Here is a 12,208-nt window from a genome sequence, read left to right on the forward strand (position 1 = left end):
TATCCGGAGTACTGATAAAAAACAATAATGGAGAGTACCTCACTGATACTCATAATACCTTCGAAACGTGGGTTGCGATAAACGGGCTGGGGATGGAGTGTTAACCACTGGTCAAACTGCTGGCAAAAATCGTCGACCGTAACAAAGATCTCGATTAGTTTGAATGCTTTATCTTCGGTGAGCATGAGGCGGGTTTTTGGTCCGGAAGGGAGTTGAGATGTCCTTCCAAGGTACCAACTACTCGTCTCATCTTGCGTAAATCGCTGATCTGCAGCCGATTTGCCCCCAACCTCACGTTAAATTAGTCATCAAAATAAAAAAAATGGGAATAAATCACTGACCTGCTCAAAAAGTGGCTCTTATTTGGCCTCATTTTAGGCAATGTTTCGGATTACAAATAAGTCATGCTATTATGGGGTAGAGTTTAAAACCTGTGGGTCTACACAAACCAGCGATAAAAGGCCTGAAGCATCCGCTTCGGGCCTTTTGCATTGGTGGGCATCCGGTCTCAGGGCATCGCTGCCCGCGCGCCCGGCCCCTTCACGAAGCGGCCGCAGGGGTTGCCGGTAGGAGTGCCATTTTCCAGGGAAAGGCAGCCGTTAACGAGCACGTCGCGGACCCCGGTGGCGTATTGGTGGGGATCGGCGAAGGTGGCGTTGTCGCGTACTTCAGCGGGGTCGAAGACGACGATATCGGCATAGTGGCCGACTTTCAGGTGGCCGCGCCGTTCCAACCGCAGGTTTTCGGCGGGCAGGGACGTCAGGCGGCGAATACCTTCCTCCAGGGGAAACAGCCCTTTGTCGCGGCTGAACTGCCCAAGTACCCGGATGAAGGAGCCGTAAGCCCGCGGGTGGGTACTCTGCTCCAGGAAAACCCCCTCGGCCGAGTACGCGCCGGCATCTGAGCAGAAGCTCATCCAGGGTTGCTGAATCTTGCGGTCAATGTTCTCCTCCGACATGGAGAAGTAGACCACCTGGATCCGGCTCTGGTCGCGGACGATCAGGTCGACCACCGCCTCGCCGGGGGGCAGGCCCAGTTCGGCGGCCACTTCATCGAGGCGCCGGCCGTTGTATTGCCGCAGGTCCGGGTTCTTGAACCCGACGAACAGGATGCGGTCGGGAGGATTGCGGAAGGTCAATTCCCCGATCACCCGTTCCCGCACCGCGGGGTCCTCCAGTTCCTTAAGCATGGCGTCAATGCCTTCTTTGCGTACCCACTCCGGCAGTTGTACGTGGAGCCCGGTGGAACTGGCATTGTAGGTGTACATATCGGCGGTCACGGGGAGCCCCTGCGCCCGCACCCGATCGATCAGGCGGATGACGCTGTCCATTTTCCACCAGTTGGCTTCCCCGGAGGCTTTGAGGTGGTATATCTCCGAGCGCACGTCGGCGTCGCGGCAAATGGAGATCAGTTCATCCACTGCCTCAAACAGTTCATCGCCTTCGTTGCGGATATGGGAGATGTACATGCCCCCGTACCGTCCAGCCACGCGGGCCAGTTCGGTGAGTTCTTCCGTATCGGCGTGCATGCTGGGTGAGTAAAGCAGGGAGGAGGAAAGCCCGACGGCCCCTTCTTCCATGCTCCGGGCGAGCAAGTCTTTCATCTCCTGCATCTCCTCCGGGGTGGCCGCCCGGTCCGCGTAGCCGATCACGTGAGTACGCAGGGTGCCGTTCCCGACAAAAGAGGCCACGTTCACCGCTACGCCCCGGTCTTCCAGATGCTTGAGGTATTCACCCAGGGTGGTCCAGCTGACTTCGTACCGCAACGCCTGCTGGTTTTCGGTCATTTCCTGCTTCATGCGCGCATTGAGTGGACCCATGGAACGGCCTTCCCCCATCACTTCCAGCGTGACGCCCTGCCGCAGGTCGCTTTGCGCGCGACCGTCGACCAGCAACGACTCGTTGGCCCAGCTGAGCATATTGATGAATCCCGGGGCGACGGCCATGCCGGTGGCGTCGATGCTGCGGATGGCCCGGCCGAGATCGGGGCCGATCGCCGCAATAGAATCACCGCGTACGCCAATATCCGCCCGGTACGGTTCCCCGCCCGAGCCGTCGTATACCAGTCCATTGCGGACGACCAGGTCAAAGGGCGGGCTGGACGGGGTGCATCCCCCGATGAGGAGGGCCAGGACCGTAAGCAGACAGAAAAAACGCATGAGCAAATGGGATCGGTAGGTACCAAATTTACCGCATGAAGGGGCTTTTGCGGCAAAAGCCACCGAATGATGCCCGAATTATCGTCTTGGCCGGCGGGGGGCGGCGGATTTTATTATTTTGTCCGGTCCCCTACGTAGGAATGATTAGTTTCTTAATCCATTTACCGGGTCGTAATATTGGCGCACGACACGTATCTCCGGCTTCCGGACCGCTAAACCAACTTCCAAACTAACAATTGCTATGCAGAAAATTTTACTCCTAATTGGCCTCGTCCTTTCGGCCTTTACCGCGACCGCCCAGGTGATCTACGTGGACGCCGACGCCGGGGGAAACAACGACGGTACATCCTGGACGGACGCCTACACCGACCTTGGCATAGCGATCAATAACGCCGAAGCCGGCAGCTCACTCTGGATCGCCGGGGGCCGTTACGTTACCCCGGACACCGCCGCTTTCTTCATCGATCGCGAGTTATCGCTCTACGGTGGTTTCGACGGTTCCGAAACTTCCGTGGAAGAGGCCGACCCCGTCACCAATCCCACCATCCTTAGCGGTGACGTGATGGGCAACGACAACGGAACGGTCTACGATAGTACCCTGGCGGCAGACAACAACCGTGTGTTGATCATCATCGATACCAGCGAGGTGACCAGTTCCTTTACGGTTACCCTGGATGGACTCACGATCCGCGACGGTGCCGTAGCGGCGGATTACGAAGAGGGCTCCCCCATCCCCTTTGCCGGCGGTGGACTCTACAGCGAAGCCCGCACCGATATCTCCCGGGTCACCTTCACGGCCAACCGGGCGCCCTTCGGTTCGGCATCGGCCCACATCTTCACTACCGGCTCGCAGTCCACCTTCGACAACGTCGTAAGCGAGGGTAACTACTCCGGCATCCGCGGCAACCACTACTTCAACAGCGTCGATTCGATCTCCTTCACCAACAGCACCTTCAGCGGGTCAACCGACGTGGTAGTGGACGGAGGCTTCATCTCCACTGTTGCCATGACCGGCCTGACCATCGACGGCTGCAGTTTCAGTGACCTCAACGGCGGCGACGTAGTCCGCGGCGGTGCGCTGAACACGGCCAGTACACTCGATATCCGCATCATGAACAGCGACTTCAGCAACCTGTCGGCCGACCTCGGCGGGGCCCTGTACCTGCGGAACCCCAACCTCTACCTCGCGGACCGGGAAACGAACGCCGAAGAGTGCGTGATCGATAACTGCACGTTTACGGACATCAACGCCCAGCGCTGGGGCGGCGCCGCTTTCTTCGGCAACATCAGCCACACCATCAGCAATTCCACCTTCACCGACGGTATCGGAGCCCAGACCGGCGGACTCGGCGGTGCTGTCTACGGACAAAGCGGGGACACCATCCGCTATGCCTACCACATCGACAATACCGACTTCATCCGCAACACCACCAGTGGCAGCAGCGGGGGAGCGATCTTCTACTTTGCCGATGGCGTAGACGTGAAAATTACCGGTAGCCGGTTTGAAGGCAACATTGCGGCGGGTAACGCGGGTGCCATCTTCCTCCAGGGATCCAGCACCGACCGGGTCACCGCAAGCATGATCGATAACTGCGAATTCGTTGGCAATACGGCGGGCGCGGGTTTTGCCGCCGCGGCTCTGTTGCTCTTCGAGAAATCCACGGTGTCGAACAGCAGCTTCATGGAAAACAGCGCCACCAACGGCAGTCTCTACGTAGGAGCCGGTGGAAAGGCCTACCACGTGGTGAACTCCGAATTTACCAACAACGGATCCTCGACCAACTCCACCTTCGCCCGTGGGGCGGGCATCTGGGCCGGTCTAAGCGGCGGCAACCTTGGCGACAGCGTGGTTGTCGACAGCTGCACCTTCAGCGGCAACGTGGTTTCGGGCGACGACTTCATTAGCGGCGGCTCGGCCATCTACGTCAGCGGAGACACCGGTCCAATGGTACCCAGCTTCCGGGTGATGAACTCCAGCTTCGTAAACAATGCCTCGACCAACGACGCCGACGCGGCCATCGAGGTAATCAACGGCACCAACCTGGAAGTGATCAACTCCGACTTCTTCGCCAACTCCTCCTCCGGCAACGGCGGCGCAATCAATATGTGGCAACTGCCCGAGCGGGACACGCTGGACAACGTGCCCTTTACCTTCTACCTGCCCGACAACCTGCCGACGCTGACCGTCGAGCGGAGCCTCTTCGTGAACAACAATGCCGGCGTGCAGGGCGGAGCGATCAACCTCTTCTCCAGCACGATCGACATGCGCAACTCCATCATGCTCGGCAACACCGTCGACAACGGCGAAGGCAGCGGTGGTGGTATCATCATCAACGGCAGCTCCTCCCCGGGCGCCGTGCTGGACAACTACCTCATCAACAATACCTTCTACAACAACCGCGACGGCGGCCGTATCGGCATCGACACCCTCCCCGGATCGGTGGGTAATGCCGTAGCCATCTTCCAGCCCGGTAATACCGACGCCGACTCCAACGCGGTCGTCCTGACCATCCAGAACAACGCCTTTTTCATGGATGCCCCGCAGGAGGAAAGCATCGGCCTGGAACTGAACACCGGCGACGTCAGCGACCCCACCGGCTTTGGTGCCATCACCGTCAATTCCCTCGGCGGTAACTACTTCAGTAGCAGCCTGGCGGCCAACCTGCCCTTCACCGACGTCAGTGGCGAGGATATCGTGAACGTTGAGGTTGACCTGGAGGACATCTTCGTGGATCCCTTCGAATCCGACCCCAACTCCGACTTCCCGAACGTCAACCTCGTTGATAGCGAAACGAACGTATTGATCAACGGTGGTACCACGGGCGACCTGGTACCGGAAGTGGACTTCTACAACCGCACGCGCATCGGCCTGCCCGACATCGGGGCCATCGAGCTCGACACCACCTCCACCAGCGTGGCTGAGCCCATCTCCCAGAGCGGCCTGGCCCTGGAATTCTTCCCCAATCCGACCGTAGATGTGGTCAACATCGTCAACCACGACCCCGCTATCCGCGACTTTACGGTGCTGGTTTCCGATATGCAAGGACGCTTCGTGGGCGGTCGCCAGTTCGGTGCCGTCAACAACAAGCTGGACGTCAGCGGCCTACCAAAAGGCGTATACAACCTGACCCTGCTGATCAACGGGAAGGTCTACAGCCAGCAGATCATGCGGCAGTAGTCCGAATGATATAGGCTTATTACCCGGGGGCGGGCCGTCTGAAAAGCGGTCCGCCCCCGGTTTTATTTACGGCGGCTAACGACTTGGCCCGGCACCCGCGGCCGCGCCCAAATTGAACCTCAGGGGGTAGGGATTGTATTAATAGCACTAACTTTGCCGCATGCAACAGGTACCGCCCAGCATCCGCCTACTCAGGCGAAGGATTTAATACGCTTCCCGCTACGGCCCGGAAGCCGGCACTTCAGTGCCCGACGCAGTACCCTCCCCCTTCATTTTGACTACCCGCGCGGCGGTCCCTCCTTTTTAGCTATGCAGATTAAGATCCTGGTTGCCCAACCGGAACATACCGTATTCGCTCCGGCCATTTGTGCCCTCATTGAAGAATCCGCCAAGGCCCGTGGTACCGGTATCGCCAAGCGTAAACCGGAGTACATCGAGGAAAAGATCCTCAGCGGCAAGGCCATCCTGGCCCTGGTCGACGGAGAGATCGGCGGCTTCAGCTACATCGAGACCTGGGAGCACGGCAAGTACGTGGCCAACTCCGGCCTCATCGTGAACCCCGCCTTCCGCCGTCACGGACTGGCCCGCCGCATCAAGGCGGCCATCTTCCGGTTGTCGCGCACGAAGTACCCCGAGGCCCGCATCTTCGGCATTACCACCAGTCTGCCGGTGATGAAAATCAACAGTGACCTCGGCTACCGGCCGGTCACCTTCTCCGAACTCACCCAGGACGATGCCTTCTGGGCCGGCTGCAAGACCTGCCCCAACCACGACATCCTGGAACGCAACCAGCGCCGGATGTGCCTGTGCACGGCCATGATGGCCCCCAGTGCCGTGGAGGCCCGCAAGATGGCGGTGGACCTCTCCGATATGATCGTGGAGGCCTAGGCGGGTCCGAAATTCCGATATTGACCTTTGAATTGGGAAGCCGCGGCCCCACCCGCCGCTTCCATACAAACCAGCATACCTTGAAAAAGATAGTTCTTGCCTACTCGGGCGGATTGGACACCAGCTTTTGCGTCGCCTACCTCACCGAACAGGGCTACGAAGTGCACGCCCTCACCGTCGACACGGGCGGCTTCTCCCGCGAGGAACTGGCCGAAATGCGGGAGCGGGCCCTGACCCTCGGCGCGGCATCCTACAAAAGCATCGACGTCACCGACGAATACTACCGGGAATGCCTCCGCTTCCTGGTCTACGGCAATTGCCTGCGCTATCAGACCTACCCTATGTCGGTCAGCGCCGAACGGATGTTCCAGGCCATGACGACCGCCCGCTACGCCGTGGAGATCGACGCCGACGGCGTAGCGCACGGGAGTACCGGCGCGGGCAACGACCAGGTGCGCTTCGACCTGGCTTTTGAGCTGAGCGGCAAGGAACTGGAGATTATCACCCCCATCCGCGACCTGAAGCTGTCGCGGCAGGAAGAGGTGGACTTCCTGGCCGAACGCGGGTTGCAGTGGCCCGAAAAAAAGGGAACCTACAGCATCAACGCCGGCCTCTGGGGAACCTCAGTCGGGGGCGCCGAGACCCTCACCAGCGACCAGCCGCTGCCGGAGGACGCCTGGCCGGTACCGGTCACGGCCACCGAGCCGCGAAAACTGGACATTCACTTCCGGCAGGGGCAGATCACCGGGTTTGACGGCGAAGAGTTTGTCGGACAGGTCGCCGCCATCCGCGCGCTGGAGAAACTGGCCGCACCCTACGGCGTGGGCCGCGACGTCCACGTGGGCGATACCATCATCGGCATCAAGGGCCGCGTGGGGTTCGCCGCCGCCGCCGCCGTGCTCATCATCAAGGCGCACCACCTGCTGGAGAAGCATACGCTGGGCAAGTGGCAGCTCTTTTGGAAGGAACAACTCAGCAACTGGTACGGCATGATGCTTCACGAGGGTCAGTTCCTGGACCCCGTCATGCGCGACGTGGAAGCCTTCCTGGAAAGCTCACAGGACACCGTCAACGGCACCGTACACCTTACGCTGCACCCCCACCGCTTCACCCTCGACGGCATTACTTCGCCGGACGATCTGCTGGGCGCCGGCTTCGGTTCCTATGGGGAGATGAACAAGGGCTGGAGCGGCGAGGACGTCCGCGGATTCACCAAGATTCTGAGCGTCCCCGGTCGCATTCGTAACAGCGTACACCAGGACTCATGAAGCGGATAGGAATCATCGGCGGCGGAGGCTATACGGCTGGCGAACTGCTTCGCATCCTGGTGCACCACCCGGAGGTGGAAATTGCTTTCGTGGAAAGCAGCAGCCAGGCGGGCAAGGCCGTACACGAAGTACACAGTGATTTGATCGGCGATACGGACCTTCATTTTGTCGGGTCCGCGGGTGCCGCGCTTACGGGTGGCGGGGCCCCGGAAAAGGGTCCGGTGGATGCCGTCTTTCTCTGCATGGGCCATGGCGTTTCCCGGGGGTGGGTAGAATCTCACCGGCCCCGGCAAGGTACTTTGGTGGTGGACCTGAGTACCGACTACCGGCTCGATCCGGCGTGGGTATACGGCCTGCCGGAAATCAACCGGGAAGCCATCCGCGGCGCCCGGCGAATTGCTAATCCAGGCTGCTTTGCCACGGCGATCCAGCTGGCCCTGTTGCCGCTGGCCTCCGCCGGCCTGGCCGAAGGGGAAGTGCACGTGAACGGTATCACGGGCAGCACCGGTGCCGGACAGAGTCCGTCACCCACGACCCACTTCAGCTGGCGCAACGCCAACGTGAGCCTGTACAAGGCCTTCAACCACCAGCACCTGGCCGAGATCAGCCGTAGCGCCGCGCAGGTTGGCCGCCGGGCGACCGACAACATTCATTTCCTGCCAGTGCGGGGTCCATTTGCCCGGGGTATTCTGGTGACCTGCTACCTGGACACCGACCGTTCGGAGGAGGAGCTGCGGCAGCTGTTCCGCGACTTCTACGCCGGGGCGGCCTTCACCCACGTCACCGACGAGGGCATCAACCTGAAGCAGGTGGTGAATACCAACAAGGGGCTGGTGCACGTCGAAAAGCACGGCAGCAAGGTGCTGGTGACCACCGCCATCGATAACCTCCTCAAGGGGGCCAGTGGCCAGGCGGTTCAGAACATGAACCTGGCGCTGGGCCTGGACGAGCGAATGGGACTCAATCTTAAAGCCTCCATGTTTTAGCCGCGGCTACTTCTTCGACCAAACGGAAACCCATACTACGATGCAACTCTACGACGTCTACTCCCTCTATCCGATTGAACCCGTCCGCGGCGAGGGCAGCTACGTCTTCACCGCCGACGGTACCCGCTACTTGGACTTCTACGGCGGGCACGCGGTGATCAGCATCGGGCACGCCCACCCGCACTACGTCCGGATGGTCGCCGATCAGGTCGGCAAACTCGGCTTCTACAGCAACAGCGTGGAAAATGCCCTGCAGCAGGAGTTGGCGGATAAACTGGGGCGGTTGTCGGGTCTGGACGACTACCAACTTTTCCTCGTCAGCAGCGGTGCCGAGGCCAACGAGAACGCCCTTAAGCTGGCCAGTTTCCGGACCGGCCGGCGGCGGGTGATCGCCTTCCGGGGCGGGTTCCACGGCCGCACCTCCGCCGCCGTCAACGCTACGGACAACGAGGGCATCAAGGCCCCCATCAACCGCAACTACCCCGTCACTTTTCTGGAGATCAATGACCTGGACGCGCTGCGCCGGGAACTCAAGAAGGGCGACGTAGCGGCCGTGATCATCGAGGGTATCCAGGGCATCGGAGGCATTCACATTCCCGACGTCGGTTACCTGGAAGCCCTGCCGGAATTGTGCCACGCTCACGGCACGCTGCTGATCCTGGATGAGGTACAGTCGGGCTACGGGCGCAGTGGCAAATTCTTTGCTTTCCAACACAGCGATATCCGGCCGGACATCATCACCGTAGCCAAGGGCATGGGCAACGGTTTTCCGATCGGGGGTGTGCTGATCGCGCCGGAGATTCCGGCTATCAAAGGACAACTCGGCACCACCTTCGGCGGAAGCCACCTGGCCTGCGCGGCGGGTATTGCCGTACTTGACGTGCTGGAGCGGGAAGCGCTGATGGACAACGCCAGCCGACTGGGGGATTACCTGCAAACGGAATTGAAGGCCACCGGACGATTTCGGGAGGTACGGGGGCACGGACTCATGATCGGCCTGGATATGGACGAACCGATCGGCGAACTGCGGAAGAAACTCCTCTTCGAGCACCAGGTATTTACCGGGTCGGCGAAGGATCCAAATACTATTCGGCTCCTGCCGCCGCTCAATGTTGGGCGGGAAGACTGCGATGTAGTGATTGGTGCGTTCCGGGAAGCCCTGGTCGCGGGATAGCGACGGAAACCACCCTAAGCACATACAAACACACCCATGAAGAATTTCCTCTCCGTCCACGACGCGCCCTCGGTCGGTCGGCTCATCGAGCGGGCCGCAGCCATCAAGGCCGACCCCTTCGACCACGAGCGAACCGGGCACCACAAGACCCTGATCAACCTCTTTTTCAATCCCAGCCTGAGGACGCGACTGAGTACCGAAAAGGCCGGAATGACGCTGGGTTTCCAGGTGATCACCATGGATATGGCCGGGGGCTGGAAGCTGGAATTCGAGGACGGGATAGTTATGAATCTGGACCGCGCCGAACACGTGCGGGAAGCGGCCGGTGTGCTGAGCCAGTACTGCGATATCCTGGCGGTCCGCTCCTTTCCCGAACTGGTGGACCGGGACGCGGACTACGCCGACCGGGTGATCAACGCCTTCGTGAAGTACGCCACCGTACCGGTGGTCAGTCTGGAATCGGCCATCCGCCATCCGCTGCAGAGCCTGGCCGATTGCCTGACGATCAGCGAGCACCGGCGGTCGGCGCGCCCCCGCGTGGCCCTGACCTGGGCACCGCATCCGCGCAAACTGCCACAGGCGGTGGCCAACAGTTTCGCAGAATGGATGGTCAACTGGGGTGAGGTCGACCTGGTGATCGCCAATCCGGAAGGCTTCGACCTGGCCCCGGAGTTCACCGCCGGTGCCGAGGTGGTGCACGATCAGGCTGCGGCCCTGCGGGGGGCGGAGTTCGTGTACACCAAGAACTGGTCGAGCTACACCCATTACGGGGCAACCGCCGACCTGCCCGGCTGGATCGTGGATGAGGATAAAATGGCCCTGACCGACAATGCTTACTTCATGCACTGCCTGCCCGTGCGGCGCAACGTCATCGTTTCGGACGGCGTGCTGAACAGCGACCGCTCCCTGGTGCTGCAGCAGGCCAATAACCGTACCTGGGCGGCCGCGGCCGTGCTGGAGGCTTTGGCGGGGTAGGGGCATGCCCGGAGGTATGTCGGCACGCGACCCGGACCGCCATCAGGCTCGCCGGGGTAGCCGGGTAAATGGTACATTGTCGTTCGTAAAGTGAATGTCCCTATGGCCCGCCAACTCCTAGAAACCGAACAGAAAGCCCTCGAAATTAACCTCAACCCCAAGATCTACGGCACCTTCGCCGAGATCGGGGCCGGACAGGAGGTTGCCCGACACTTTTTCCAGGTGGGCGCGGCGGCCGGCACCATCGCCAAGACGATGAGTGCCTATGACAAGGTGTACTCCGACCAGATCTACGGGGTGGAACCCAGCGGGCGCTACGTCTGTGAAAGCCGCATCCACAAGATGCTCGACCACGAGTACGACCTGATGGTCGACCGACTGCGGCACGACCGGCCGGAAACCAACTTCTTCGTCTTCGCCGATACGGTGGCCGCCATCAACTACACCCGTACCATCCGGGGCAACGGTTGGCTGGGTCTGCGCTTCGAACTATCCCCCAACGGCGGACCCAATGACCTGCTGCTCCACGCGCGTATGCTCGACAACGATAACCAGTTGCAGCAGCAGGCCATCGGTATCCTGGGGGTGAACATGATATACGGTGCCTTCCGCCTGCACGACGACCCCGAAGCACTGGTGGAAAGTCTCCTCGATGGCTTGAAAGGCCGGATCGCCATCGACATGATGGTGCTGAGTGGAGCGGACTTTTCGGTGGATAACCGTTTGCTCAGTCTGTGGCTGGTGAAGCACGGCCTGACCGACATAACCATGTTCGACCCACGGGGCCGTAGCATTCACCCCAGTGAGTTCCTGTACAAGAAGGCCGTGATGGTGGTGCGCGGGAGCTTCCGCCCCACTACGCTCGTGAATGCCGACATGCTGGAATCCGGCTACCGGCAATTCCGGTCGGAGGAAAACATCGACCCCTCGAAGAGTTTCCTGCTGACCGAACTCACGCTGGACAACTTGCAACACAGTTCGGAGTTGAACGAGCGGGACTACCTCCACCGGGCCACCCTGCTCAACGCATTGGGGCAGACCGTAATCATCAGCAACTACCACCGCTACGGCGACCTGATCGAGTACCTCTCGCTCTACAAGGTGTCGCCGCTCGGCATCGTAGTGGGGGTGAATGATTTGCTGCAGCTCATCAGCGACAAATACTACGCCAACCAGGACGGCCGGCTGCTGGCCGCCTTCGGGGAGATATTCACCCGTAACGTTAAACTGTACGTATACCCGGCGCAGCAGGAGGGAAGTGCCGACCTGATGACGGCCGAGAACGTACCGATCCCGGAAGGCGTCAAGTTCCTTTACCGCCACCTCATCGACAGCGGGCAAATTGTGGACATCGAGGGCTTCAACCCCAATATCCTCCACATCTACAGCCGGAACGTACTGGAGATGATCCGTGCCGGGGAAGACGGCTGGGAGAAGATGGTCCCCGACCGCGTGGCCAAGTTGGTGAAAGGCGACTGCCTGTTCGGTTACCCTTCGGAAAAGTTGGAGTTCGAATACTAGCACGGTGGCCTTCGCAACCCACTCGGCGGGGGCGAGGGAATTGTCCGGCCAGCGTAATAA

The 12,208-nt window shown here is 60.5% G+C and carries 8 protein-coding genes and 1 pseudogene; 7 read left to right on the forward strand and 2 right to left on the reverse strand.

Annotated features, from left to right (window positions below):
- Both E4021_RS18295 and E4021_RS13200 read right to left on the reverse strand, forming a co-directional pair.
- Nucleotides 1-185 (reverse strand): annotated as a pseudogene (locus E4021_RS18295) (IS982 family transposase); the annotation flags it as partial.
- A gap of 323 nt (nucleotides 186-508) precedes the next feature.
- Nucleotides 509-2,158 carry an N-acyl-D-amino-acid deacylase family protein gene (locus E4021_RS13200; protein ID WP_136459839.1) on the reverse strand — a complete coding sequence of 550 codons (1,650 nt, stop codon included), beginning with the start codon at nucleotides 2,156-2,158 and terminating at the stop codon, nucleotides 509-511.
- Nucleotides 2,159-2,399: 241 nt separating this feature from the next.
- Here E4021_RS13200 and E4021_RS13205 point away from each other — a divergent pair, with 241 nt between their 5' ends.
- From E4021_RS13205 to E4021_RS13235, 7 genes are all read left to right on the forward strand, one after another.
- Entirely contained in the window at nucleotides 2,400-5,336 is a 2,937-nt protein-coding gene (locus E4021_RS13205) for a T9SS type A sorting domain-containing protein (RefSeq protein WP_136459840.1), read from the forward strand.
- Nucleotides 5,337-5,645: 309 nt separating this feature from the next.
- Nucleotides 5,646-6,224: a GNAT family N-acetyltransferase gene (locus E4021_RS13210; RefSeq protein ID WP_136459841.1), complete on the forward strand. Its 579-nt coding sequence runs from the start codon at nucleotides 5,646-5,648 to the stop codon at nucleotides 6,222-6,224.
- A gap of 80 nt (nucleotides 6,225-6,304) precedes the next feature.
- Nucleotides 6,305-7,492: an argininosuccinate synthase gene (locus E4021_RS13215; RefSeq protein WP_136459842.1), complete on the forward strand. Its 1,188-nt coding sequence runs from the start codon at nucleotides 6,305-6,307 to the stop codon at nucleotides 7,490-7,492.
- The gene (argC, locus tag E4021_RS13220) at nucleotides 7,489-8,478 is read left to right on the forward strand and encodes an N-acetyl-gamma-glutamyl-phosphate reductase (protein ID WP_136459843.1); all 990 of its coding nucleotides are present in this window, start codon (nucleotides 7,489-7,491) and stop codon (nucleotides 8,476-8,478) included. The genes E4021_RS13215 and argC overlap by 4 nt, the downstream gene beginning before the upstream one ends.
- Before the next feature lie 40 nt (nucleotides 8,479-8,518).
- Nucleotides 8,519-9,652 carry an aspartate aminotransferase family protein gene (locus tag E4021_RS13225; RefSeq protein ID WP_136459844.1) on the forward strand — a complete coding sequence of 378 codons (1,134 nt, stop codon included), beginning with the start codon at nucleotides 8,519-8,521 and terminating at the stop codon, nucleotides 9,650-9,652.
- Between the two features lie 36 nt (nucleotides 9,653-9,688).
- The gene (locus tag E4021_RS13230; protein WP_136459845.1) at nucleotides 9,689-10,627 is read left to right on the forward strand and encodes a Rossmann-fold NAD(P)-binding domain-containing protein; all 939 of its coding nucleotides are present in this window, start codon (nucleotides 9,689-9,691) and stop codon (nucleotides 10,625-10,627) included.
- A gap of 102 nt (nucleotides 10,628-10,729) precedes the next feature.
- A complete protein-coding gene (locus tag E4021_RS13235) occupies nucleotides 10,730-12,148 on the forward strand; it encodes a TonB-dependent receptor (RefSeq protein WP_136459846.1) in 1,419 nt (472 codons plus the stop codon).
- Nucleotides 12,149-12,208: the final 60 nt, after the last annotated feature.

This window comes from Neolewinella litorea, from assembly GCF_004803465.1.
Classification (GTDB): Bacteria; Bacteroidota; Bacteroidia; order Chitinophagales; family Saprospiraceae; genus Neolewinella; species Neolewinella litorea.